Genomic DNA, 21,544 nt, shown 5'->3' on the forward strand with positions numbered 1-21,544 from the left:
CGAACTCACGCGACACCGGACACGGCTACCGTTCCGGCGACGAAAACAGCTGACTGCCAGCGGCTGCCGTGACGACATTTCGGCGAACCGCCGATGCGCACGACACCCGATTGATACATTGCGCCGATACCGCGCAGTACCGCTTCATCGAGGACGCGAGTCATGGTCGATCCGGATCCCCTCCGCAGCACCGCAGGCGTGCGTGCGCTCGTACGCATCGCCGGAGAGCGGGGCATGGCGCCCGCCGAGTGCCTGGCCGGTACCACGCTGGCGCCCGCCGAACTGGGCGACCCCTCCGCCGAGATCACCGCGCAGGACGAACTGCTGGTGGTGCAGACGGTGCTCGGCCGGTTCGGCGACGAGCCGGGACTCGGTCTCGCGGCGGCGGTCCGGCACGATCTGCGGTCGCGCTGGCCGTGGGGTCTCGCGCTGCTGGGCAGCCGGACGCTGCGTGAGCTGATCGAGGTGGGGTCGCGCTACATCGGTCGCACAGTGCCGTTCGGGCGACTGGCCATCGAGGAAGCCGACGGCGAAGCGCGGCTGGTTTTCGACGACGCCGACATCCCACCCGAGATGCGGGCCTTCTTCGCCGAAGCGGCCCTGGCCGGATTGCCCGCCTTCGATCGTGAATTGTTCGCCGTGGGCGTCCCGGTGCGGCGGGTCGGTTTCCGGCACGCCGGTCCGCGCGACATCAAGCGGTACCGCGACGTCTTCGGTGTGGCGCCGGTTTTCGGTGCGCCGACGAGCGCGGTGGTCTTCGACCGCGGTGTGCTGGACCGGCCGCTGCCACCGGCGAACGCCGCCGCGCGGGACAACTGCGGACAACTGTGCCGCGACCTGCTGGACCGGCGCCGGTCACGCACCGGCGTCGCGGCGTCGGTGCGCGACCGCCTCGTTCGCACTCCGGGTGAGATCCCCGATCAGGCGACAGTCGCTCTCGGGCTGTTCATGAGCTCGCGCACCCTGTCGCGGCGGCTGAACGAGGAGGGCACCTCGTTCCGGGCGCTGCTGGACGAGGTACGCCAGACCATGTCGGAGGTGCTGCTCGCGCACACCGACATGACCACCGAACAGGTCGCCGCGCGACTGGGCTATGCGGAGGCGGCGTCCTTCATCCGGGCCTTCCGCCGTTGGCAGGGCTGCCCTCCGCAGACGTTTCGCACGCGGGGGCGGCGGTCGCATCGGTCGCCCGAGCTGGTCTGAGCGACGAGCGGCTGCCCTCGTGCGGATCATCCGGCGCGGGGTGCCATCTCTCGCGGGTGCGGGCAGACCGTCGGCTATCGTGCTGCCGGGCAGCGGGCAGGGAGATCCGGCACCGGGATCGAGACCCGGAACACTCCCGTACTATCGCGATCGGAGTCGGCCTGCCGGGGAGATGAAGGAGGAGGGTGTGGAAGTTCGCACCAGCAATACGCCACTGTGGTTACGGTTGGGCCAACGACTTCCGGAGCATGGCGCGCCCGCGGGCCACGGCACTGTCGGCCGGGGAGCCGTTCGATGAACGATGAAGGTGCCGACCTACGCTGCGCCGGATGCTCGGCTGTCGGACTCGACGGCCTGCGGTGCGGGTCCTGCGGTCGGGAACTCGGTTATCGATACATAGCGCTGCCCGGTCCCGACGCCACGTCGTGCGCCGATTGCGGAGGCGACCACTTCTACGCCGACGGGCGCTGTGCGCGGTGCGGCCGGTCGCGCCCGGTGCCGGATCGCTTCGACACCGATCTGGGCGCGGTGGCGGTGCTCACCGATCGCGGCATCGCCCACGCGCGCAACGAGGACGCCGTCGCGGCCGGGGTGCTGGAAGGCGTAGTGCCGGAAACGGACGCGTCGGTCGTGATCGCCGTCAGTGACGGCGTGTCGACTTCGTCCCGGCCGCAGGTGGCCTCCGGCGCGGCGGTCCGGGCCGGTGTCGGCGCGACCGCCGCCGCGCTCGCGGCCGGACAGCCCGCGACCGAGGCGATCATGGCCGGGTTGGCGGCCGCGGTGCAGGCGGTCCGCGACGTGGACGTTCCCGATGGTCCCGCGCCCTCGTGCACGTATGTGTCCGCCATCGTCGCCCACCACGGCTCGGAAACCGAGATCACCGTGGCGAACGTCGGTGACAGCCGCGCCTATTGGCTGCCGACCCAGCGCGACGAGCAGGCCCAGCGCTTGACCGTCGACGACTCGTGGGCACAGGCACTGGTCGACGCGGGTGCGATGGACGAGCGCGCGGCGATGGCCGATCCCCGGGCGCACACGCTGATCCGCTGGCTCGGCGCGGACAGCCCGCCGAAGCCGTGGGCGGACAATTGCGTTCGGACGGTGCGCGTCTCGGGGCCCGGTGTGCTGCTGCTGTGCTCCGACGGGCTGTGGAACTACTCGCCCGCGCCCGCCACGCTGTCCGACCAGGTGGCGGCGAAGGCGCCCGCGGAGGCGGCCCGCGCGCTCGCGGAGTTCGCATTGCGTTGCGGTGGCGGCGACAACATCACGGTCGCGCTCGCGCCGGTTCCGTGGGAGAGCCGTTCGCCTGTTCCATAGACAGTGATGTTCATGGTTGCGTATGGTCATCGACTATGACGAAGTTCGCCGGCAAAACCTGTCTGATCACCGGCGCGGCCAGCGGTCTCGGTCGCAGTACGGCGCTCGCGGCGGCAGCCGAAGGCGCTTCGCTCGTGCTGACCGATATCGCCGCTGACGGCCTGGCGCGGACCGCGGCCGACGCGCGCGCCGCGGGCGCGACCGTTCACGTCGCCGAGGCGGCCGATGTCAGTGACTACGACCAGGTCGTGGCGCTGGCGGCCCAGGTGCACGACGTGGTCGGCAGCGTCGACATCGTCATGAACGTGGCCGGTATCGCCACGTGGGGGACCGTGGACCGGCTGACGCACGATCAGTGGCGGCGCACCGTCGACATCGACCTCATGGGCCCGATCCACGTGATCGAAGCGTTCGTCCCGCCGATGATCGCGGCCGGACGCGGCGGTCACGTGGTGAACGTATCCTCGGCGGCCGGTCTGTTCGGCTTGCCGTGGCACGCGCCGTACAGCGCCGGCAAGTTCGGCCTGCGCGGGGTGTCGGAGGTGCTGCGCTTCGACTTGGCACGCCACCGCATCGGCGTGAGCTTGGTGTGTCCGGGCGCCATGGCCACGCCGATGGTCGACAGCGTCGACATCGCGGGCGTCGATCGCACGGCCGAAGCGGTGCAGCGGGGCATGGCGCTGTTCATGCGGCACGCGGTCACCCCGGAGGCGGCGGCGCGCTCGATCGTGCGTGGTGTCGAGCGCAACCGCTACCTCGTGTTCACCTCGCCCGACATTCGCGTGGGCTTCTGGGCGCAGCGGTATTTCCCGCCCGCGTACAACGCCGCGATGCGCGGATTGAATTGGGCGATGAACCGCTATGTCGAGCAGAAGGCAGGCGCTCGGGCGAACTGAGCGTCGGCAGGGTCGCCGTAGCCGGTCGTGGCGGGGCGCGCCATGATCGTCGTCATGGCATCGGCTGTCTATCTGATCACCGGCATCCAGGCCGCGGGCAAATCCACCGTCGCCCAGGCGCTGGCCGAGCGGCTGCCGCGCTCGGCGCACGTGCGCGGGGACGCCTTCCGCCGGTTCGTGGTGAACGGGCGTGCCGAGATGACCGCGGACCCCTCGCCCGAGGCGCTGGCCCAGTTGCGGCTACGGCACAGCCTGGCCGCGGCGACGGCCGACGCCTATGCCGATGCCGGGTTCACGGCTGTGCTGCAGGATGTCTTCCTCGGTGAATTCCTGCCCTGGACGGCGGATCTGATCGTCACGCGACCGCTGTATGTCGTCGTGCTCGCGCCGCGCACCGAAGTGGTCCTGGCGCGCGAGGCCGGACGCGGAAAAGACGCCTACGACGAATTCACCGTCGCGGGGCTGGACAGGGTATTGCGCGAGACCACTCCCCGGATCGGGCTCTGGCTGGACACGTCGGATCTCACGGTCGAGCAGACGGTCGATCGAATCCTCGCCGATGCCAGGCCGCTGACGGACTGAGCAGCCCGTCGCCCGTTCACCGGGTGTCGCGCGGCTCGTGCAGGGGAGTGAGCGAGCTGGTGGCCGGGCCCTCGAGCAGCGTGCCGTCCGCGGCGAAACGCGAGCCGTGCAGCGGACAGTCCCAAGTGCGTTCGGCGTCGTTCCAGTTGACGATGCCGTAGAGATGCGGGCACACCGCCGAGACCCGGTTGGTGACGCCGTCCACCGTGCACACCGCCGTCGGGTGCAGGCCCTCGCGCAGGACCATGCCGCAGTCTTCGGCCGGAGCGTCGCCGTCGTGGTGGGTCGCGACCCGCAGCCAGCCCGCGGAGAGTTTCTGTGCCACGGCGCCGTTGATCTTCGTCGCCGCGGGCAGTGCCTTGAGCTCGTCCGGACGCCAGCTCGCGAGCGCGCCCGCCCATCGAGGTGCCGCCCCGGTGAACCGTCCGGCCAGCGCGATCGCCGCGGCGACCCCGTTGGTCAAACCCCACTTGGCGTAGCCGGTGGCCAGCTGAATGTCGTTCTGCCCCGGCAGCAACGGACCCACATAGGGAAGCTCTCCGATGGGGGAGTAGTCCTGAGCCGACCAGCGGTGCGTCAGCTCGGCGCCCGGGAACCAGGTGTGCGCCCAGTTCACCAGATCCTCCACTTTCTCCCGGGTCGATCCGCCGCGGCCGACGACATGACCGTTGCCGCCGACCAGCAGAAGCTCGCCGTCCGGTCCCTGCGCGCGGCGCAGGGAGCGAGTCGGGCTGCCCGCGCTGATGTACATATCGCGCGGAGCCGGTCGGTCCAGGCGGAAGGCCGTCAGATAGGAGCGTTGCGGAGTGAGGCGGGCGAAGAATCCGCCACGATCGAGGATGGGCGTCCCCGTGGCCAGCACCACCCGGCCCGCGCCGAGGTCGCCGTGTTCGGTGGAGACGACGAGATCACCGCCGCTACCGTGATGTACGCCGCGCACGAGGGTGGATTCGTAGATCGGCGCGCCGTGTGACTCCACGTCGGCCGCGAGCGCGGCCAACAGGGCCATCGGATCGAGTTGGGCCTGATCGGCCAAGCGCACCGCGCCGAGCGCGGGAAAGTCGACGTCCAGCTCGCGTAACAGCTCGGTGGGCAGGCCCGCCTTCTGCGTCGCGGCGTATTCCGCTCGCACGGCCGACATTTCGTCGTCGTTCTGCGCGTAGGTCAAGGCTGCTGCCCGCTCGACGGTCACGCCGTGTGCGGCACAGTACTCCAAGAGCCATTCCTGCCCTTCGCGATTGGCCGCCACATAGTCGCGCAGGACGTCGTCGGAATGGTGCCGGGCGATCTGCTGCGCACGCGTCCCCTGCAGCAGGCTGACCTTCCCCGTGGTAGCCCCGGTGGTGCCCGCACCGACGCGCCTTCCTTCGACCACGGCCACTTCCACGCCGTTCTCGACCAGCAGCAGGGCGGTCACCAGTCCGGTGAGCCCGCCGCCGATCACCACCGTGTCGAAGCGCGATCCCGGCGTCAACCGCAACCGCGCCGGAACCTGCGCGCCGTGCAACCATAGGGACGTCATATGCCCGAGATAGCCGGTCTCGACGGGGCGAAACGCCCGTGCGGATTCCTTCTCATACTCGCACGTGGCCGCTGAGCTGCCGATCGGCGGCGGCGAGCACCTCGGCGGCGCTGATCATCGCCAATCCGGGCGCGGGTGTGTCCGCCCGCGGGTCGCCGGGGTGCCCGGCCCACAGCGCGACATGCGCCGCCCGTTCGGGTGGCGGCCCCCAGACCGCGGGCGAGTCGGGACCGAAGATCAGCACCGACGGTGTGCCGAACGCCGTGGCCAGATGCCCGACGCCGGTGTCGCCGCTGAGCACGAGGGACGCGTCGGCCACCGTCGCGGCGAGTTGGCGCAGCGTGAGTTCGCCTGCCAGGACGTCGTTTTCGGGCAAGCCCGCCTGTGCCGCGACGCTGAGGGCGAGCGGACGGTCCGCGGCACTGCCGACGATACGTACCGGACATCCCCACTCGCGCAGGCCGGCGGCCACCGTCGCGAAACGGTCGGCGGGCCAGCGACGCGCCGGGGCGCCGCCCGGATAGACGATGATGGAGCGCCGCTCTCCGGTGCACTCCGGTGGTGGCGTGATGTCCAGTCGGGCCGAATCGGCCGGGATGCCCGCCCAATCCAGTAGCCGGCACCACCGCATGGTGTCGGGCACGCCTGGCTCGTACAGCGGACCCGGCGCCTGCGGAAAGTCCTTGTGGCGGTGGGTGATCATCCGTTCCGGATCGGTCGCGAGCAGCGCGCGTATGCTCTCGGCCCCGCAGTCGTGCAGATTGACCGCGAAGGTCGGCGCCGCGGCGTTCCAGCGCAATCCGGCGGCCATCGGCGTCGCGTGGAGTTCGTCGACGCACGCGACCAGTTCCACCACCGGGCGCAGCCATCCCGGCGCGGCCAGAACGAGCCGGTGTCGCGGGCGCGCGTCGTGCAACGCGCGCAGGGCGGGAACCACGGTCAGCAGCTCCCGCAACCCGTGCGCGCGCAACGCGAGCAAGACGCTCATTTCGGCACGAAGATGCCGGTGAGGTCGGCCTTGCGGATCGGGGTGTCCGGATTGGCCTGCGCCGCGCACATCAACTTGATCGCCGTGATCGCCGCGTCGACGGTTCTGGCGTCGGGCGTCTCGTGACCCTCGCGCTCCTCTTCGAGGAACTTCTCGGTGGTGACGCGCTGCTTATCGGGATCCTGGGCGACGTATTCGTTGCACGGTGTGTCACCGCCCTTGTTCACGATCTTCTCCGGCTCGTCGCCGCACCCCGCCGCGCACACCGCCAGCGCGGCAAGGACGGCGATGCCCATCCGGCGCGCGGCGCTCATCGGCCGAACCCCGCCAGCGCCGAGGCCAGGTCCGGTACGCCGAGCGCCTGCACCGCCTGTTCGCGCACGTCGGGGCAGGTCTGCGTAGTGACGGCGTCGACCGTGTCGCGGTGGGTGACGACGACGTCGTTGAGCCCGCCGTTACGGGCCGCCCAGTTGTGCACGGTGCCGTTGAACGTCACTTTGGCCACCGTGGCGCTCTGGCCACGCCAGGTGTCGATGTCCGCGCCCATCATGTCGCACAGCTGCTTCGCCGCTTCCGCCGTGATCTGGTCAGTGTTCGGCACCTGGGGGCTGCTCGGCCCCGGCATGGTGATCGAGACGGTCGCGGGCTGGGGCGTATCCGCGGCCGGATCGCCGCCGTCGACCGAACATGCCGTGAGCGCCGATCCCGCCGCCATAGCGCCGATGAGCAGGGCGAAGCGGCCCAAGGGCCGATTGGGCTGGTGTGTCATTCCTTCTCCTGGAGTTCGAAGCCGCATCCCCGCGGGCGGCACGCGATCGGGCGAGGATCAGTGACCGGCGGCGTCCCGCAGCCGCCTGCCTTCTCGCGCCTTGATCCGGCGGTGCTCGGCGACGATCACCAAGACGCCCGCGATGATGCAGACGCCGCTGACGACCCCCGCCACCACCGCCCACCCCGCGAATCCGTACCCGGCGGCGGTGAGCGTCAGGGCCATGGCCACGATGCCCACCGCGACCAGGATGATGCCCGGCCAGTTCCGGGCGTCCTCGATGGATTCTCCGGCGTGTGTCCGAATGGTGCGGGTGTCGTCCGGAAACGCGTGGGTCCGGGCCACGTGCTGCTCTCCGGCGCCGCCGGATCCCGCGGTCGGCTCGTTCGGTGCTGGCAGCATCGGATGTCCTTTCTGCTGAGCGGCAACGATTTCGGTGCGCGGGCCTCCCGAGGCCCGCGCCGTTGCGAGCGGGCCGTCCTGGGCGGCCATACCGGTCGGATGCCCGCGTTAAGGGATCCGAAACGGGGGTAGGACGTCAGCGAGCGACCCTGTTCCGGGCCGCTCGTACCCGCGAGAAGATTCAGGAGGATCCCGATGACAACAGCACGGGACATCATGACCCCGAACGTGGAGTGTGTCCGCTCCAGCGACACGGTGGTTGCGGCCGCGCAGCGCATGGCGGAGTTGAACGTCGGTGCCTTACCCATCTGCGGTGAGGACGACAAGCTGAAAGGAATGCTCACCGATCGCGACATCGTCGTAAAGGTGATCGCCCAGCGTAAGGACCCGCTCGGCGTCGACGCGGGCGAACTCGGGGGCGAGGAATTGGTCACCGTCGAAGCCGACGACGACGTACGCAAGGTGATGTCGGTGATGTCGCAGCATCAGGTGCGCCGCGTGCCGGTACTGGAGAAAGGCAAGCTGGTCGGAATCATCGCGCAGGCCGACGTGGCCACCACCGTCGAGAACACCCAGTCGGGCAGCACCGTGGAGGCGATCTCGACCGACTTCTGAGTCCGGCCCTACTCAGACCGCGGCCGGGTGCATGTCGTAGACCGCGTACGCCGCTCGGATCACCGGCTGGGCGACATTGCGCACCCGGATGCCGCCCGGAGTGGTGCCGCGCTCGGTGCCCGCGTGCGCATGACCGTGCAACGCCAGGTCGGCGCCGTGTTCATCGATCGCCTCGCCGAGCAGGTAGGAGCCGAGGAACGGATAGATCTCCCTCGGCTCGCCGTGCAGGGTGTCGCTGATCGGGGAGTAGTGCGTGAGCGCGACGGTGACGTCGGTGTGCAGATTCGCCAGCGCATCGCCGAGTGCGGCGGCCACGTCCACGGTGTGCCCGGCGAATTCGCGCATCAGTGGTTCACCGAAGACGCTTGCGCACTTGCCCGCGAAGCCGCCGCCGAAGCCTTTCGTGCCCGCGACCCCGAGCGTGCTCCCGTCGAGGTGCAACGTCACCGAAGTGCCTTCCAGCACCGTGATGCCGTGGTCGGCCAGCACGGCGCTGATCTCCTGATCGGCGTCGCTGTGATAGTCGTGGTTGCCCAGGACGGCGACGACGGGCACGCCCAGGTCGGCGAACTCCTCCGCGACCACCCGGCCTTCGTCGACGGCGCCGTGGCGCGTCAGGTCGCCCGCCAGCAGGAGCACATCCGCTCGCGCGGACAGTCCGTCCAGTGCCTCCCGCCATTGCCCGCGCGAATCCACGCCGAGATGTACGTCACCGACCGCGGCTATCCGCATGCCGCTCAACTCCTTTCGGATCCGTCCGGCTCCAGCGTCTCGGTTTCGACGGGCGCCGTGGGACGGGTGACATGGACGTCGTTGTGGATCCGAGCGTGCGGAAGCTGTTCGCGCACGACGGTTTCCATCTGCTGTTTGCAGTTCTCGCTGCTCACCTCGCCGCACAGCACCACGACGTCGCCGCGAATGGTCACCTGCACACCGAGTTCGGCGGTGCGGGGATCCTCGGCCAGCGCCCGGCGCAATCGTGCGACCAGGTATTGCGGCTGCTCCATCTACTCCACCTTTCCGGTGCGGGTGATGCCGAGATCGTCCAGCAGGCCCAGGAAGGCCCGCGCGTAGGGCGAGGCCTTGGTCTGCTCGCGCACCACCTCCCAGTCGACCTGTTCGCGCAGGTCGCGCGCGATATGCAGAATCGGGCTGAGATCAAGGCGGTGCGCGTCGAAGACGAGCATCTTGTCGATCATCAGGTCGGTACCGCTGATCACCGGGGCCTTGGCGGGCCCGATCCGCATCTCGGTGGCCCGGTCGAGCAGTTCGTCGGTCACCTCGCGATCGTTCGGGCGGTGAATGACGTCCACCAGGATGTCGTCGGCGTAGACCTTGCGTAGCCAGTTCTCCGGCGGGTCGCAAACCCGCAGCCCCGCACGGGCCAGCGTTTGGATCGCCCGCCCGCTGTCGGCCGGTTTGACGAAGATGTCCACGTCGTGCTGGGAGGTGGGGCCGCCACGGGCGTAGACCGCGCAGCCGCCCGCCACCGCGAATCGGATGTCTGTCGCCGCCAAGGCGTTCACCGTGCGGGTGAGCGCATGCAGCAGCTGATCGGTGGTAACGGCCATGCAGCGGTGGTACCCGGCGGACACCGGGTTAATCGACGTTTCACCGGGTATGCGTCCGGATATCCGGAGGGCCCGACGCGGCCCGGCACCGGGCTTTCGGACCACTTCGGACCAACCTCGCGAGCAGGGAAGGAGCGACACATGCCCAAGACGACAGCGCGCGGCGATGTGAAGAAGTCCGAGTTGCCGAGCACGCTGAAGCGGTCGGAGGAGAAGGCGCAGCGCACCTTCGCCGAGGCGCACGACGCCGCGCTGGAGCAGTACGACGGGAACGAACAGCGCGCCCACCGCGTCGCCTATGCCGCGCTGAAGCACAGCTACGAGAAAGTCGGCGACCACTGGGAGCCCAAGGCGCACCGCGGTCCCTCGGACGAACGCGCCAGGCAACACGGGCCGGACGCGCGAGGTGAGACGGCCGAAGGCGTCGATGCCAACGCGTCGAAACAACACCTGCTGGAGGTCGCCCGGCGACTCGAGGTCACCGGCCGCTCGCGGATGAGCAAGGACGAACTCGTCGAGGCGATCAAGAAACGCAACCGCCGGGAGGCCGCGCGTGCCCGAGGGTGAGGACGACGACTGGGCCCGCCGTGCGCGCGGCGAGACCGAGCTGGAACGACTGGACCGGAACTGGGCGAGCCTGATCCAAGAGTTGCGCGTCGTACAGACCGGTGTGCAATTCCTGTTCGGGGCGTTGCTGGTGCTGCCGTTCCAGGCATCGTTCGGCACGCTGGCGCCGGGCCTGCGAGCGCTGTACATCGCCACTTTGGCTGCTGTGCTGGGGGCGACGGTGTTCCTGATCGCGCCGGTGTCCTGGCATCGGATCCTGTTCCGCAGGCACCGGCTGGGCAATGTCGTCTGGGCGGCGCACCGGTGCGCGATGGCCGGCGTCGCACTGCTGGGTCTCGCGTTGATCGGCGCGGTGGTTCTCGTGGTCGACTATGTGACGGGGACGGCAGCGGCGATAGTGACCGGTATCGCCGCCGTCGCGTTGTTCGTGTCGACATGGCTCGTCGCCCCGTGGCGCTGGCGCAGCGCGTCCGAGGACGTCCGCGCCGAGCCCTACTGATTCACCGCGCCCAGGAGACGACCTCGCCCGCGTGAGCGGGGGCGCCGCGGTGGTAGGCGCTGAGCGTCTCGACCGCGACCCGATCCCAGGAATTGCGGCTCGCGGCCCGCTGATAGGCTGCCGCGCCCCAGGTTTCGCGCAACGTCGAGTCCGCCAGGAGCGGGCGCACCGCCCGCACGATGGCAGCGGGTTCGGGCGGAGCGACGAATCGTCCCGTGACGCCGTCGACCACGGTATCCAGCAGGCCGCCGACAGCCGTGGCGATCACCGGCTTCCCGCAGGCCATAGCCTCCAGCGCCACCCGGCCGAACGGCTCGTACCAGGGCGTGCAGAGCACGACGTCGGCGGAGCGGTACAGCCGGGGCAGGGTCGGCCGCGTGACCGGTCCGGTCAATCGAAGCCGTTCTCGCACACCATGATCCGATGCGATGCGGCGCAGCCTGCGGCCTTCGGCGTCGTCCTCGTCGTCGGCGGCGGGGCCGCCGACGATCACCAGCTCCGTGTCCGGCAGCTCCGCCAGCGCTCCGATAAGGGGGTCGAATCCGCTGCGGCGCACCAGCTCTCCGGCCGCGAGCAGCCGGTGCGTGGCGTGCCGATCGGCGGCCGCGCCCTCCGGGGTGAACCTCGTGAGGTCGACCCCGTGCGGCACGATCGAGGTACGGAAGCGCGGCACGCCCATCCTGGCCAGCTCTCCGACCTCGTCGGAGCAGGTCGCCACCACGTGCGCCGCCCGCGTCGCGATGAGCCGCTCGAACCGGATCCGCGAGCGTGGGCTCGGGTCGGCGAGACCTTCGCAGCGCCGCTGCACGGTGCCGAGCCCGTGGAAGGTCAGCACCACCGGGATGCCGTGGGCGCGGGAGGCCAGTTCGGCGGCGAGCCCGGACTTCCAATAGTGCGCGTGCACGATGTCGGGCCGATCGGCACCCCAGTGCCGTCGCAGAACGGTGCCGAAGTCACCGAGGTAGGGCAGCGTGCGGTCGCTCGGCAAGGGGTTGGGCGGTCCGGCCGCGACGTGCACCACGCGATAACCGCCGTCGGCGAGCAACTCGGGCGGGGCGTGCGGACTGATACGTCGGGTATAAACCGTCACGTCATGGCCCCGGCGGGCATAGGCGGCCGACAACTCCGCTACATAGGCGCCGCGGCCGCCCCCGTCGGCGGGGCTGCCTTCGGCGAGCGGGCTGGCATCTTCGGAAACCATGGCAATCTTCACCGGGTGCTCCGTTCTCGTCGCGGGCGGCATCCGGGCGCGCGGATACGCGCGGTTGCCCTACGACCGGCATCGCGTGACGTTCGGGAATATGTTCGGTATATGCCCGCGGCCGGCCCGATGAAACCCCACGTCAGCGGTCACATTCCCGGCCGAACGGTCGGTTTGTCCCGGCCGCGGGCCCTCCGGCGGCGGGTCACGTTCTCCTACCGAACGCTGTCGGGAAGGGGTCGGCCGTGCCACACTGTAGGGAGGTTGAGATCACAGCCGACCCCGGTTCGACGCATTCGGCGCAGCCGGTCGATGGGACGGCACGGCAACCGATTCGCGCGCTGCCCTCTCCGGCCGTCGCGGAGGACTGGATACCCCCTACACGGGAGGTTCGACTTGTCTGCCATTTCTCTGCTACGGGACCACGCCGAGGGCGTGCATCTCAATGGTTCGGGACCGGGACGTCGTCGGGACAACCGGTTGTGGGCACAGCGGGTGGACCGCCGTCGCGAATGCGTGGTGGTCCGGGTCGAAGGCGAGTTGGACGCCGCCGTGTCGGCCGAATTCTTCGAGACGGTCGAGCGTGCGTTGCAGTCACCGTGCGATGCCGTCGTGATCGATCTGCGAGCGGCGAGGTTCTTGAGTCTGCGCGCGGCCGTGCGGCTCGGCGCGCTGCGCAGAGAGGGGTTGGGTCGTCCGGACCTGCGCATCGTCGTGGGCGGACCGGGAGTCGAGCGGGCGCTCGAGGTGACCGGCGTGCGGTCGTTGTTCCCCCGCTACCAGTCCATGCGCACAGCTTTGGACGCCTGAGCCGAAGACTGTCGCCCGAGGCCGGTGCTCGCCGGTGTGACCGCTCCCGATCCGGTCACACCGGGCGCGTCGGCATCGGATACTTCAGCGGTGAGTGAAAGCAGGTCGGTCCAGCCCGAGAACGCCCTCGCGCTGGACCAGGTGATCGGTACCGGAAGGCCGCAAAGTGTCGGCAGTTTCCGTTTCTGGTTCGCCGACCAGCGTTGGGAATGGTCGGACGAGGTCGCGTCGATGCACGGTTACGCGGTGGGGACCGTGACGCCGACCACGGAGTTGTTGCTGAAGCACAAGCACCCGGACGATCGCGAAGCGGTGGCCAGCGCCTTGGCGCGGTCGATCGCCGACGCGGAACCGTTCTCCAGTCGCCATCGCATCATCGACACCGCCGGCGCGGTCCACCACGTGGTCCTGGTCGCCGACCGGATGATCGACGACTCGGGGCTGGTGGTGGGCACCTCCGGCTACTACATCGACGTCACCGACACCCTCGCGGAGCACCGGCAGGAGACGCTGGACGACGCCCTGCCCGAGTTGTACGCGGCCCGAGCGGTGATCGAGCAGGCGAAGGGCGCGCTCATGCTGATCTACGGCGTCGGCCCCGAGCAGGCGTTCCGTGTGCTGAGCTGGCGATCGCAGGAGACCAACGTCAAACTGCGCAAACTGGCCGCGCGGCTGGTCGCCGATCTGCCCGGTCTGGCCGGCGTCACCGTAGGGCTGCGCACCGAATTCGATCATCTGCTGCTCACCGCCCACGAGCGCATCGACGGCGACTGACCGGCGTTTCGATCCCATCCCGGCGGGTACGTCCCGGACGAGGAACGCGGCGATATTCCACTCCACAGTCCGTGGCGTCCGCGGTGTTCCGGTGGCTGAGAAGGAGAACTCGGCGGCGGTATGCAGGCCGCAGTGGAGTGGCTGTGAGGACAAGGTGGTGATGGGCAAATGGGGGAGTCGACTTCCCGATCCTCGACCGACACGACGACAGTCGGTGTACGGGTGCCCGCTCGGCTGGAACAGTTGACCATGCTCCGCGCGCTCGCCGAGACAGTCGCCCTCATCGCGGACTTCGCCTTGGACGAGGTGACCGATATCCGGCTCGCGCTCGACGAGGTGGCGACCTCGCTCATCATCGACGCCGCCGTTGGCTCGACGATCGACTGCGAGTTCACCTATGACGACGGCAAGATGTTCGTGCACGTCTCCTCGGTGGCGGTCACCGAGTCGGTGCTCGGGCACGCCGGGCTCGGCTGGCACATCGTACGCACGCTGACCGATTCGATCGCCGCCGCGCAGGGCTCCTACGACAGTGTGCTCGGCGGATACCCGACAGTGATCGACTTCAGCTGGGTGCGAGGTGCGCCGAATGGCGGGTGAGCCGAGGTCGCGCGGGGATACCTACGACAACATCGAGCCGCTGTTCGAGAAGATCGCCGCGCTGGATCCCGGCGATCCACGACGTGCGCCGATGCGTCGGGAGCTGATCGAACGATGCCTGCCGCTGGCCGAGCACATCGCCCGCAAGTTCGCCGGGCGCGGCGAGAACTTCGACGACCTGCTGCAAGTGGCCCGCCTGGGGTTGGTGCAGGCAGCGGACCGTTTCGACGTCACGCGCGGATCGTCGTTCCTGTCCTTCGCCGTGCCCACGATCATGGGCGAGGTCCGGCGGCACTTCCGGGACAACACCTGGGCGGTGCGGGTGCCCCGCCGGACCAAGGAGATCCAGCTGAGTATCGGTCCGACCGTCGAAACGCTGTCCCAGCGACTGGGCCGGATGCCACGCGCCAGGGAGATCGCGGCGGAGCTGGATGTCGAGCTCGTCGAGGTGACCCAAGCGCTGATCGCGGGCAACGCCTACCAGTCGTCGTCCATCGACGCGACCGCCGGTGAGGACGCCGAGAACACCGCGCAGCCGCTACTGGACAGCCTCGGCGCCGAAGAGTCCTCCTATCACCTGGTCGAGGACGTGATGGCGGTCCAACCGCTGCTCGGCGAACTTCCCGAGCGTGAGCGTCAGGTGCTGACCATGCGTTTCTTCGAGTCATTGACGCAGAATCAGATCGCCGAGCGGCTCGGAGTCTCCCAGATGCACGTTTCGCGCATTCTTTCCCGGACCTTGAACGCGCTGCGCGAGCAGGCGCTGCGGGACTGACGTCGGCCGTTACACCGGATTCGGCGGAGTCGGGTCCGGCGACGGTCCGGGTAGACCGGGGTCCGGCGAAGGGCGGCCGGGATCCGGCGCGGGGGGCGTCGGCGCCGGTCCTGGTACCGGCGGACGTGGCGCGGGGCCGGGCACCGGTGGCAGCGGATGCGGATCAGGTTCCGGCGGAACAGGATTGGGCTCCGGAATGGGGTCCGGCTCGGGAATCGGCGGTACGGGATCCGGTTCCGGGATGGGCGGTACGGGGTCCGGCTCGGGCGTGGGCGGGACCGGCTGTGTCGCGCTGTCGGTGGACATGCGAACTCCTCCTCGTTCGGGTGATCGGCGTGCGCTACGGCTGTGACCGCGCTTCGTCCGGCCGATCATCGGCCGGTTACCCACCGATCACGGCGCCAACCGGTTCGCTCGGCAGCCACGGTTCGGCCGACCAGTTTGCATAACAGGCCCAACGGGTAGTTAGACAGGAACCGGACAACAGATGCCGATGGCTCGAGGAGCTCGTCATGACCGACCAGCGCCGCCCAGGCACCCGGAATCCGCGGTTCGGACCGGGTGGGCCGGGGGCGTCGATCCAGTCCCGAGGGATCTCCGTCACCAGGAACCACGATGTCATCCGCCGCTGGGCCGCCCAGCGCGGAGCCCGGCCCGCGACCGTGCCGGGCAGCGAGCACGACGGACGGCTCGGGGTGTTGCGATTCGACTTCCCCGGGTACGGGGGCGCCGTGCTGCGCCCGGTGCGGTGGGAAGAGTGGTTCGCCACGTTCGATGCCAGGAAACTTCGCTTCTGGTACGAGGAGCGCGGCACCGATGATCCGCCGAGCAACTTCAACCGTTTGGAGCCGCCGCGATAGCCGGGCGGCCGCTGGAATAGTCGTGAGACCGGTCACGGTGGCGCGCCCGTGATCAGCGCATCGGAATCAATGTGACGCACGGCACGATAGCCTCGCGAAACCTATTGTCGGCCCTGGGGTTCGCGCAGGCGCGACCTGATGCGATCGATTATTCGAAAAATGCTGTTACCGTGCACGTTTCGCGTTCGGTGTCGTTCTCCGCGTCGTGCCGCGGTGCGCGGAAGGCGAGTTCCGCTGCCGCCCCGGTGCTGCCCGAGTCGGGCGGGCGTATAGCGTCGATGGAACAACCAAGAGGCCCCACATCGGTCTGCCGGACGTTTACCGGCCGGGCACAGGGGTACTCGAAGCCGAGCAAAGGTTGCTCGAAAAGCGGAAGGTCGCGTCGGTATGGGGATGCGGTTGTCCGCATCGTGACGCGCTTCCGCATGTCTGCAAGGGATAAGGTCTTGAGCGCAAACCTGATGATCGTGGAAGACGACGACCGGGTCCGCGGTGCCTTACGGCTCGCTATGGAAGACGAGGGATACGACGTCGACGAGGCGGAGGAAGCCGAGGACGCGCTCACTCATCTGCGCAGCAATGGTGTTCCCGATGTGATGATCGTCGATCTGATGCTCGGCGGCATGGACGGGTTCGAGTGTATCCGGGAGATCCGCCGCGACCATGACGTCCCGATCATCGTGGTCAGCGCTCGCGACGACACCCACGACGTGGTGGCCGCCCTGGAGGCGGGTGCCGACGATTTCGTGACCAAGCCGTTCGAAATCAAGGAGATCACCGCTCGTATGCGCGCGGTGCGCCGCCGCTTCCGGCTGACCGCCGAACGGGAGACGCCGCAGGAGATGGTGCTCGAGGCAGACGACACGGCTCCGCTGGTCCTCGCGCAGGACAGCGGGGTGGTGCGCCGCGGCGACGAGGAGATCAGGCTGACGCTCACCGAATTCCGTTTGCTGTGTGAGCTGGCCGAGACGCCGGGCCGGGTGCTCAGCCGCACGGTGCTGCTCGAACGTGTTTGGGACCGTGGGTTTTTCGGCGACGAACGCATCGTGGACGTGCACATGCGCCGCTTGCGCACGAAGATCGAGCGGGATCCGTCCGATCCGCGCATCGTGGTGACGGTGCGCGGGCTCGGCTATCGCCTCGATGTGCGCCGCTGAACGCTGCTCCGACGCCGAACGCTGGAATCCGAACGCCTGGAGCCTTCGCGCCAGGGTGACCGCCGCCTTCGCGACGATCGCCGCGCTGATGTCGCTGGTACTGGTCGTTTCGGTCTTCGTGATCAGCCGCGGCTACCTGGAAGCGCAGCGAACACACGCGGGCAGCGAATCGCCGGGAGACCTCAACGCGGATCTCGATCTGCTGCGCAACGTGCTCATCTGCTGCGCCGTCGTGGTCACCCTGATCGGCGCGGCGGTCGGCTGGTGGGCGAGCAGGCGGGTGCTGACCCCGCTGCACCAGTTGGCGGGCACCGCCGCACGGATCGCCTCCGGTGATCTCGACCAGCGGTTGCCCGCGACCGGGGACCAGGATCTGGCGATCACCGTCGAGTCGTTCAACACCATGGTGGACTCGCTGCAACGGCGTATCGAGCGCGAACACCGGCTGTTCGGTGACGTCAGCCACGAGCTGCGCACGCCCCTGACCACCCTGATGGCCAGCGTCGACGTGCTCAACCGGCATCGCGGCGATCTGCCGGAACGTTCGCAACGGGCGCTCGGCCTGATCACCGCCGAGGTCGAGCACCTGCGCAAACTGCTGGACGATCTGCTCGCTCTGGCGCGGGTGGAAGCGGGCATGCATCACGGCGACGCCGAGCCGCTGTCGGTGCGCGACCTGCTGGTGCACACGCTGAGCGACCGTCGCTATCCGGGCGAGCTGCTCACGGTGCGTCAGGACGTCACCGTGCGCGGCCGCAAGGTCGAACTGGAGCGCGCGGTGGCCAACCTGCTGCACAACGCCGACCGGCACGGCGGCGGTGTGGTCGCGGTGAGCATCGACCGCGACGGCACCGACGCGGTGCTCACCGTCGACGACGCGGGCCCCGGCGTCCCCGCCGCGGACCGCGACCGGATCTTCGAACGATTCGCCACCGCCCGCAGCGGCCGCCGCTCGCCGGACGGAACGGGGATCGGATTGGCGCTGGTCGCCGAGACGGTCGCCACACACGGTGGCGGAGTGCACTGCACCGACCGTCCCGGCGGCGGCGCGCGATTCGTCGTGCGGTTGCCCCGGCTCGGCGACATCCATCCGTAATACGACCGTAAAGAAGTCGACAGGTTCACCTCAAAGTCGCTTCGCAAGCCTGGATAAGTACAGCTGATCAGACGAGGGAGTTGTATGTCATCGCCAACCCTGTCCCCAGCGGAGATCGAGCGATCGCGCGTCGGGAACGCCGCCGCCGCTCTGGGGGCCACCCCGTCTCGGAGAAACGCCGGACCCGCCGTGGTCCTGCGCACGCCCCGCTTGGGCGACGGCGCCCCGATGTGGCGCATCGCGAAGAATTCCGCGGTGCTGGACGTCAATTCGAGCTACGCGTACCTGATGTGGTGCCGGGACTTCGCCGGAACCTCGGTGGTCGCCGAATCCGACGGCCGCGTCGTCGGATACGTGATCGGATTCGTCCGTCCGCAGGCGCCCGACACCGTCTTCGTCTGGCAGATCGCGGTGGACCGCGCGCAGCGCGGCCGCGGTATCGGTGCCGAGCTGCTCCACACGTTGCTCAACAGCGTCGCGGCTCAGGGAGTTTCAGTACTCGAAACCACCATCTCGCCGGACAACGCCGGTTCCATCGCGCTGTTCACGTCGGTGGCCGCTGCGCGCGGCGCCGAGGTGACCAAGCGCCACTTGTTCGACGCGGGCGTCTTCCCCGACAGCCACGCACCCGAAGACCTGTATCGCATCGCCCCGACCGCCCGCACCACCGAGGAGGATCACCGATGATCAACGCGGACACCACCGTTTTCGAGAGTCTGGAGTCGAACGTGCGCGGTTACTGCCGCGCCTGGCCCACCGTGTTCACCACGGCGAAGGGCAGCTGGTTGCGCGACGAAGAAGGCAAGGACTACCTGGACTTCTTCGCGGGCGCCGGTGCCCTGAACTACGGGCACAACAACGATGTGCTCAAGCGCTCGCTGCTGGACTACATCGCGAGCGACGGCATCACCCACGGCCTCGACATGTCGACCGGAGCAAAGCGGGAACTGCTGGAGACGTTGCGCGACACGCTCTTCACCCCGCGCGGCCTGGACTACAAGGTCCAGTTCCCCGGCCCGACCGGCGCCAACGCGGTCGAGGCCGCGCTCAAGCTGGCGCGTAAGGTCACCGGCCGCGAGACCATCGTCAGTTTCACCAACGCCTTCCACGGCATGACCCTCGGCGCGCTGTCGGTCACCGGCAACGCCGCCAAGCGCGCGGGCGCCGGTGTGCCCTTGGTGCACGCCGCGCACATGCCCTACGACGGCTACTTCGACGGCACCACCGCCGACTTCCAGTGGATGGAGAAGGTGCTCGACGACACCTCGTCGGGCTTCGACCGCCCGGCCGCGGTGATCGTGGAGACGGTGCAGGGCGAAGGCGGCGTCAACGTCGCCCGCGCGGAGTGGCTGCGCCACCTCGCCGGGCTGTGCACGGAGCGGGAGATCCTGTTGATCGTCGACGACGTGCAGATGGGCTGCGGCCGCACCGGACCGTTCTTCTCCTTCGAGATCGCGGGCATCACGCCCGACATCGTGACGTTGTCGAAGTCGATCGGCGGCTACGGCCTGCCCATGGCGCTGGTGCTGTTCAAGCCGGAGCTGGACGAGTGGTCGCCGGGTGAGCACAACGGCACCTTCCGCGGCAACAATCCCGCGTTCGTCACCGCGACGACCGCGCTGCGCCACTACTGGTCCGACGACGCCCTGCAGACCGCGACCCTGGCCAAGGGCGAGAAGATCGCCCGCAGCTTGGGCGAGCTTGCCGCGCACTTCCCCGGCGTCTCGACCCGTGGACGCGGACTGGTGCAAGGCGTGGTGTTCGACGATCCCTCGCAGGCGGGCAAGGTCTGCCAGATCGCCTTCGAGCGCGGGCTGCTGGTGGAGACCTCCGGCTCGACCGACGAGGTGGTGAAGCTGCTGCCGCCGTTGACGGTCACCGACGAGGAACTCGACCAAGGGCTCGGCGTCCTCGCCGGCGCTGTCGAGTCGGTGTGCGGGGGGATGGGGGCGATCGCATGATCGTGCGCAGCACCGCGGAGATCACCGGTACCGAGCGCGACGTGGCGGGCGAAGGCTGGCGCAGCAAGCGCATCGTCCTGGGCGGCGACGGCGTCGGCTTCTCGTTCCACGAGACCACCATTGACGCCGGGACGGTGCACGAGTTCCACTATCTGAATCACGTGGAGGCCGTGTGGCTCGTCGAGGGCGAGGGCACGCTCACCGATCTGGACAACGGCGTCACCTACGAGCTCGCGCCCGGCTCGATGTACCTGCTCGACGGACACGAACGCCACCGCTTGGAGGTGCGCACCACGATGCGGATGATGTGCGTGTTCAACCCGCCGGTCACCGGTCAGGAGGTTCACGACAGCAACGGCGTCTATCCGCTGGTCACCGCGACGATCGGAGGTTGAGGACACCAATGGTTCTGCAGCACACCGAAACACCGCCCGAGACGGCTCGCTACGATCGCTACCCGACCCGTCTCGGCGCGCCCGCTCCGCACTTGGAGCGTGCCGACCCCGCGGTGTGGGGGGAGGTCGAGAGTCCGGAACTGGCCTCGTTCGACGCCGATGGGTTCGCCATCCTGGATCAGCTGCTCACGCCCACGGAAGTGGGCGAGTACAGCGAGGAGATCACCAGGCTGGCGAACGATCCGGCGCTGCGCGACGACGACCGTGTCATCGTGGAGAAGTCGTCGAACCGGGTGCGTTCGGTCTTCGAGGTGCACAAGCTGAGCGAGGCGATCGCCGAACTGGTGCGTCAGCCGCGGGTGCTCCGGCTGGCCGAACAGGTGCTGGGGTCGCCGGTGTACGTGCACCAGAGCCGGGTGAACTACATGCCCGGTTTCCGCGGCACCGGTTTCTACTGGCACTCCGATTTCGAGACCTGGCACGCCGAGGACGGCATGCCCGCGCCGCGAGCGGTGAGCCTGTCGATCGCGTTGACCGACAACTATCCGATCAACGGCAGTCTCATGGTGATGCCGGGCTCGCACCACACCTTCGTGCCGTGCCTGGGCAGCACTCCGGCCGAGCACTACCGGGAGTCGTTGCAGGAGCAGGAGATCGGCGTGCCGACGAGCGACGACATCACCGCGCTCGCGAACCGGTACGGGATCAGTCAGTTCACCGGCCGGGCGGGCTCGGCGCTGTTGTTCGACTCCAACCTGATGCACGGGTCGTCGAACAACATCACGCCGTTCCCGCGCTCGAACATCTTCGTGGTGTTCAACAGCGTGCACAACACGCTCGTCGACCCGTTCGCCGCGCCCGCGCCGCGACCGGGCTACATCGGCAGCCGGGACTTCACACCGCTGTCGGGGTGATTTCGAGCCGCCCCGCGCGTGCCGCCCGCCCTGATCGTCGGGCGAGCCGTACGCGCGGGGCGTTTCGCCT

At 69.0% G+C, this 21,544-nt stretch carries 28 protein-coding genes; 18 read left to right on the plus strand and 10 right to left on the minus strand.

The annotated features are described in order from the left end of the window. Window positions 1–5 precede the first annotated feature (5 nt). Window positions 6–164 carry a hypothetical protein gene (locus tag ACIA5H_RS08705; protein WP_397074920.1) on the minus strand — a complete coding sequence of 53 codons (159 nt, stop codon included), beginning with the start codon at window positions 162–164 and terminating at the stop codon, window positions 6–8. On the opposite strand from ACIA5H_RS08705, the gene ACIA5H_RS08710 reads away from it, so the two are divergent. From ACIA5H_RS08710 to ACIA5H_RS08725, 4 genes are all read left to right on the plus strand, one after another. After that, entirely contained in the window at window positions 163–1,203 is a 1,041-nt protein-coding gene (locus tag ACIA5H_RS08710) for an AraC family transcriptional regulator (protein WP_379253797.1), read from the plus strand. The genes ACIA5H_RS08705 and ACIA5H_RS08710 overlap by 2 nt on opposite strands. 294 nt (window positions 1,204–1,497) lie before the next feature. Continuing rightward, on the plus strand, window positions 1,498–2,520 hold the full coding sequence (locus ACIA5H_RS08715) for a PP2C family protein-serine/threonine phosphatase (protein ID WP_397074923.1): 1,023 nt from the start codon (window positions 1,498–1,500) through the stop codon (window positions 2,518–2,520). Between the two features lie 35 nt (window positions 2,521–2,555). Next, window positions 2,556–3,416, plus strand: coding sequence for an SDR family oxidoreductase (locus ACIA5H_RS08720; protein ID WP_355075227.1), 861 nt, complete (start codon window positions 2,556–2,558; stop codon window positions 3,414–3,416). A 54-nt stretch (window positions 3,417–3,470) separates the two neighbouring features. After that, on the plus strand, window positions 3,471–3,998 hold the full coding sequence (locus ACIA5H_RS08725) for an AAA family ATPase (RefSeq protein WP_379253795.1): 528 nt from the start codon (window positions 3,471–3,473) through the stop codon (window positions 3,996–3,998). Between the two features lie 16 nt (window positions 3,999–4,014). Here ACIA5H_RS08725 and ACIA5H_RS08730 read toward each other — a convergent pair whose 3' ends face one another. From ACIA5H_RS08730 to ACIA5H_RS08750, 5 genes are read right to left on the minus strand one after another with little or no spacing between them, the layout of a single operon-like run. Then, on the minus strand, window positions 4,015–5,520 hold the full coding sequence (locus ACIA5H_RS08730; protein ID WP_397074926.1) for an FAD-dependent oxidoreductase: 1,506 nt from the start codon (window positions 5,518–5,520) through the stop codon (window positions 4,015–4,017). Between the two features lie 52 nt (window positions 5,521–5,572). Further along, entirely contained in the window at window positions 5,573–6,508 is a 936-nt protein-coding gene (locus ACIA5H_RS08735) for a glycosyltransferase family 9 protein (RefSeq protein ID WP_397074931.1), read from the minus strand. Further along, window positions 6,505–6,822, minus strand: a complete 318-nt coding sequence (locus ACIA5H_RS08740; protein WP_397074933.1) for a hypothetical protein — start codon at window positions 6,820–6,822, stop codon at window positions 6,505–6,507. The genes ACIA5H_RS08735 and ACIA5H_RS08740 overlap by 4 nt, the downstream gene beginning before the upstream one ends. Then, window positions 6,819–7,277, minus strand: coding sequence for a hypothetical protein (locus ACIA5H_RS08745; RefSeq protein WP_379253791.1), 459 nt, complete (start codon window positions 7,275–7,277; stop codon window positions 6,819–6,821). The genes ACIA5H_RS08740 and ACIA5H_RS08745 overlap by 4 nt, the downstream gene beginning before the upstream one ends. Before the next feature lie 57 nt (window positions 7,278–7,334). Continuing rightward, a complete protein-coding gene (locus ACIA5H_RS08750) occupies window positions 7,335–7,679 on the minus strand; it encodes a hypothetical protein (protein ID WP_355075239.1) in 345 nt (114 codons plus the stop codon). 195 nt (window positions 7,680–7,874) lie between these two features. On the opposite strand from ACIA5H_RS08750, the gene ACIA5H_RS08755 reads away from it, so the two are divergent. Then, window positions 7,875–8,294: a CBS domain-containing protein gene (locus ACIA5H_RS08755; RefSeq protein ID WP_355075241.1), complete on the plus strand. Its 420-nt coding sequence runs from the start codon at window positions 7,875–7,877 to the stop codon at window positions 8,292–8,294. A 12-nt stretch (window positions 8,295–8,306) separates the two neighbouring features. Here the strand turns inward: ACIA5H_RS08755 and ACIA5H_RS08760 are convergent, their stop codons facing one another. From ACIA5H_RS08760 to ACIA5H_RS08770, 3 genes are read right to left on the minus strand one after another with little or no spacing between them, the layout of a single operon-like run. Continuing rightward, complete coding sequence (locus ACIA5H_RS08760) at window positions 8,307–9,026, minus strand: metallophosphoesterase (RefSeq protein WP_356965695.1); 720 nt, start codon at window positions 9,024–9,026, stop codon at window positions 8,307–8,309. Window positions 9,027–9,031: 5 nt separating this feature from the next. Further along, window positions 9,032–9,301, minus strand: a complete 270-nt coding sequence (locus ACIA5H_RS08765) for a BON domain-containing protein (RefSeq protein ID WP_355075244.1) — start codon at window positions 9,299–9,301, stop codon at window positions 9,032–9,034. Further along, window positions 9,302–9,865: a nucleotidyltransferase family protein gene (locus tag ACIA5H_RS08770; RefSeq protein ID WP_355075246.1), complete on the minus strand. Its 564-nt coding sequence runs from the start codon at window positions 9,863–9,865 to the stop codon at window positions 9,302–9,304. Between the two features lie 141 nt (window positions 9,866–10,006). Here ACIA5H_RS08770 and ACIA5H_RS08775 point away from each other — a divergent pair, with 141 nt between their 5' ends. Together ACIA5H_RS08775 and ACIA5H_RS08780 are read left to right on the plus strand one after the other, a co-directional pair. Beyond that, window positions 10,007–10,432, plus strand: a complete 426-nt coding sequence (locus ACIA5H_RS08775) for a ChaB family protein (protein ID WP_379253788.1) — start codon at window positions 10,007–10,009, stop codon at window positions 10,430–10,432. Beyond that, on the plus strand, window positions 10,419–10,931 hold the full coding sequence (locus tag ACIA5H_RS08780) for a DUF6328 family protein (RefSeq protein ID WP_397074938.1): 513 nt from the start codon (window positions 10,419–10,421) through the stop codon (window positions 10,929–10,931). Before ACIA5H_RS08775 ends, ACIA5H_RS08780 begins: the two co-directional genes overlap by 14 nt. A gap of 1 nt (window position 10,932) precedes the next feature. Here the strand turns inward: ACIA5H_RS08780 and ACIA5H_RS08785 are convergent, their stop codons facing one another. Then, the gene (locus ACIA5H_RS08785; RefSeq protein ID WP_397074940.1) at window positions 10,933–12,132 is read right to left on the minus strand and encodes a glycosyltransferase; all 1,200 of its coding nucleotides are present in this window, start codon (window positions 12,130–12,132) and stop codon (window positions 10,933–10,935) included. A 396-nt stretch (window positions 12,133–12,528) separates the two neighbouring features. Here ACIA5H_RS08785 and ACIA5H_RS08790 point away from each other — a divergent pair, with 396 nt between their 5' ends. The 11 genes from ACIA5H_RS08790 to thpD all read left to right on the plus strand — a co-directional run bounded on the left by ACIA5H_RS08790 (window position 12,529) and on the right by thpD (window position 21,474). Then, window positions 12,529–12,942: an STAS domain-containing protein gene (locus ACIA5H_RS08790; RefSeq protein WP_355075253.1), complete on the plus strand. Its 414-nt coding sequence runs from the start codon at window positions 12,529–12,531 to the stop codon at window positions 12,940–12,942. Between the two features lie 90 nt (window positions 12,943–13,032). Next, on the plus strand, window positions 13,033–13,716 hold the full coding sequence (locus ACIA5H_RS08795) for a PAS and ANTAR domain-containing protein (RefSeq protein ID WP_397074943.1): 684 nt from the start codon (window positions 13,033–13,035) through the stop codon (window positions 13,714–13,716). A gap of 168 nt (window positions 13,717–13,884) precedes the next feature. Next, window positions 13,885–14,316 (plus strand): anti-sigma factor, encoded by a 432-nt coding sequence (locus ACIA5H_RS08800; protein ID WP_355075255.1) that lies wholly within the window; start codon window positions 13,885–13,887, stop codon window positions 14,314–14,316. Then, window positions 14,306–15,091, plus strand: a complete 786-nt coding sequence (locus ACIA5H_RS08805) for an RNA polymerase sigma factor SigF (protein ID WP_379253784.1) — start codon at window positions 14,306–14,308, stop codon at window positions 15,089–15,091. The genes ACIA5H_RS08800 and ACIA5H_RS08805 overlap by 11 nt, the downstream gene beginning before the upstream one ends. A gap of 512 nt (window positions 15,092–15,603) precedes the next feature. Further along, window positions 15,604–15,951: a hypothetical protein gene (locus ACIA5H_RS08810; protein ID WP_355075259.1), complete on the plus strand. Its 348-nt coding sequence runs from the start codon at window positions 15,604–15,606 to the stop codon at window positions 15,949–15,951. A 446-nt stretch (window positions 15,952–16,397) separates the two neighbouring features. Next, window positions 16,398–17,108: a response regulator transcription factor gene (locus ACIA5H_RS08815; RefSeq protein WP_379253783.1), complete on the plus strand. Its 711-nt coding sequence runs from the start codon at window positions 16,398–16,400 to the stop codon at window positions 17,106–17,108. Further along, entirely contained in the window at window positions 17,095–18,204 is a 1,110-nt protein-coding gene (locus ACIA5H_RS08820) for an ATP-binding protein (protein ID WP_379253782.1), read from the plus strand. The genes ACIA5H_RS08815 and ACIA5H_RS08820 overlap by 14 nt, the downstream gene beginning before the upstream one ends. An 84-nt stretch (window positions 18,205–18,288) precedes the next feature. Beyond that, window positions 18,289–18,891, plus strand: coding sequence for a diaminobutyrate acetyltransferase (ectA, locus tag ACIA5H_RS08825; protein ID WP_379253781.1), 603 nt, complete (start codon window positions 18,289–18,291; stop codon window positions 18,889–18,891). Then, window positions 18,888–20,165 (plus strand): diaminobutyrate--2-oxoglutarate transaminase, encoded by a 1,278-nt coding sequence (gene ectB / locus ACIA5H_RS08830; RefSeq protein WP_379253780.1) that lies wholly within the window; start codon window positions 18,888–18,890, stop codon window positions 20,163–20,165. Before ectA ends, ectB begins: the two co-directional genes overlap by 4 nt. Beyond that, window positions 20,162–20,560 (plus strand): ectoine synthase, encoded by a 399-nt coding sequence (locus tag ACIA5H_RS08835; protein WP_379253779.1) that lies wholly within the window; start codon window positions 20,162–20,164, stop codon window positions 20,558–20,560. Before ectB ends, ACIA5H_RS08835 begins: the two co-directional genes overlap by 4 nt. 8 nt (window positions 20,561–20,568) lie before the next feature. Next, on the plus strand, window positions 20,569–21,474 hold the full coding sequence (gene thpD, locus ACIA5H_RS08840; protein ID WP_379253778.1) for an ectoine hydroxylase: 906 nt from the start codon (window positions 20,569–20,571) through the stop codon (window positions 21,472–21,474). Window positions 21,475–21,544: the final 70 nt, after the last annotated feature.

Source organism: Nocardia sp. NPDC051900, from assembly GCF_044452545.1.
GTDB lineage: Bacteria > Actinomycetota > Actinomycetes > Mycobacteriales > Mycobacteriaceae > Nocardia > Nocardia sichangensis.

What these genes read in the sequence shown, in the direction of transcription:
- ectB (WP_379253780.1), top strand. Translation starts at nt 18,888, where the DNA reads ATGATCAACGCGGACACCACCGTTTTCGAGAGTCTGGAGTCGAACGTG.
- ACIA5H_RS08720 (WP_355075227.1), top strand. Translation starts at nt 2,556, where the DNA reads ATGACGAAGTTCGCCGGCAAAACCTGTCTGATCACCGGCGCGGCCAGC.
- ACIA5H_RS08740 (WP_397074933.1), bottom strand. Translation starts at nt 6,822, where the DNA reads ATGAGCGCCGCGCGCCGGATGGGCATCGCCGTCCTTGCCGCGCTGGCG.
- ectA (WP_379253781.1), top strand. Translation starts at nt 18,289, where the DNA reads ATGTCATCGCCAACCCTGTCCCCAGCGGAGATCGAGCGATCGCGCGTC.
- ACIA5H_RS08835 (WP_379253779.1), top strand. Translation starts at nt 20,162, where the DNA reads ATGATCGTGCGCAGCACCGCGGAGATCACCGGTACCGAGCGCGACGTG.
- ACIA5H_RS08760 (WP_356965695.1), bottom strand. Translation starts at nt 9,026, where the DNA reads ATGCGGATAGCCGCGGTCGGTGACGTACATCTCGGCGTGGATTCGCGC.
- ACIA5H_RS08745 (WP_379253791.1), bottom strand. Translation starts at nt 7,277, where the DNA reads ATGACACACCAGCCCAATCGGCCCTTGGGCCGCTTCGCCCTGCTCATC.
- ACIA5H_RS08775 (WP_379253788.1), top strand. Translation starts at nt 10,007, where the DNA reads ATGCCCAAGACGACAGCGCGCGGCGATGTGAAGAAGTCCGAGTTGCCG.
- ACIA5H_RS08785 (WP_397074940.1), bottom strand. Translation starts at nt 12,132, where the DNA reads ATGGTTTCCGAAGATGCCAGCCCGCTCGCCGAAGGCAGCCCCGCCGAC.
- ACIA5H_RS08765 (WP_355075244.1), bottom strand. Translation starts at nt 9,301, where the DNA reads ATGGAGCAGCCGCAATACCTGGTCGCACGATTGCGCCGGGCGCTGGCC.
- ACIA5H_RS08705 (WP_397074920.1), bottom strand. Translation starts at nt 164, where the DNA reads ATGACTCGCGTCCTCGATGAAGCGGTACTGCGCGGTATCGGCGCAATG.
- ACIA5H_RS08715 (WP_397074923.1), top strand. Translation starts at nt 1,498, where the DNA reads ATGAACGATGAAGGTGCCGACCTACGCTGCGCCGGATGCTCGGCTGTC.
- ACIA5H_RS08750 (WP_355075239.1), bottom strand. Translation starts at nt 7,679, where the DNA reads ATGCTGCCAGCACCGAACGAGCCGACCGCGGGATCCGGCGGCGCCGGA.
- ACIA5H_RS08820 (WP_379253782.1), top strand. Translation starts at nt 17,095, where the DNA reads ATGTGCGCCGCTGAACGCTGCTCCGACGCCGAACGCTGGAATCCGAAC.
- ACIA5H_RS08735 (WP_397074931.1), bottom strand. Translation starts at nt 6,508, where the DNA reads ATGAGCGTCTTGCTCGCGTTGCGCGCGCACGGGTTGCGGGAGCTGCTG.
- ACIA5H_RS08755 (WP_355075241.1), top strand. Translation starts at nt 7,875, where the DNA reads ATGACAACAGCACGGGACATCATGACCCCGAACGTGGAGTGTGTCCGC.
- ACIA5H_RS08770 (WP_355075246.1), bottom strand. Translation starts at nt 9,865, where the DNA reads ATGGCCGTTACCACCGATCAGCTGCTGCATGCGCTCACCCGCACGGTG.
- ACIA5H_RS08810 (WP_355075259.1), top strand. Translation starts at nt 15,604, where the DNA reads ATGACCGACCAGCGCCGCCCAGGCACCCGGAATCCGCGGTTCGGACCG.
- ACIA5H_RS08800 (WP_355075255.1), top strand. Translation starts at nt 13,885, where the DNA reads ATGGGGGAGTCGACTTCCCGATCCTCGACCGACACGACGACAGTCGGT.
- ACIA5H_RS08710 (WP_379253797.1), top strand. Translation starts at nt 163, where the DNA reads ATGGTCGATCCGGATCCCCTCCGCAGCACCGCAGGCGTGCGTGCGCTC.
- ACIA5H_RS08730 (WP_397074926.1), bottom strand. Translation starts at nt 5,520, where the DNA reads ATGACGTCCCTATGGTTGCACGGCGCGCAGGTTCCGGCGCGGTTGCGG.
- ACIA5H_RS08725 (WP_379253795.1), top strand. Translation starts at nt 3,471, where the DNA reads ATGGCATCGGCTGTCTATCTGATCACCGGCATCCAGGCCGCGGGCAAA.
- ACIA5H_RS08805 (WP_379253784.1), top strand. Translation starts at nt 14,306, where the DNA reads ATGGCGGGTGAGCCGAGGTCGCGCGGGGATACCTACGACAACATCGAG.
- thpD (WP_379253778.1), top strand. Translation starts at nt 20,569, where the DNA reads ATGGTTCTGCAGCACACCGAAACACCGCCCGAGACGGCTCGCTACGAT.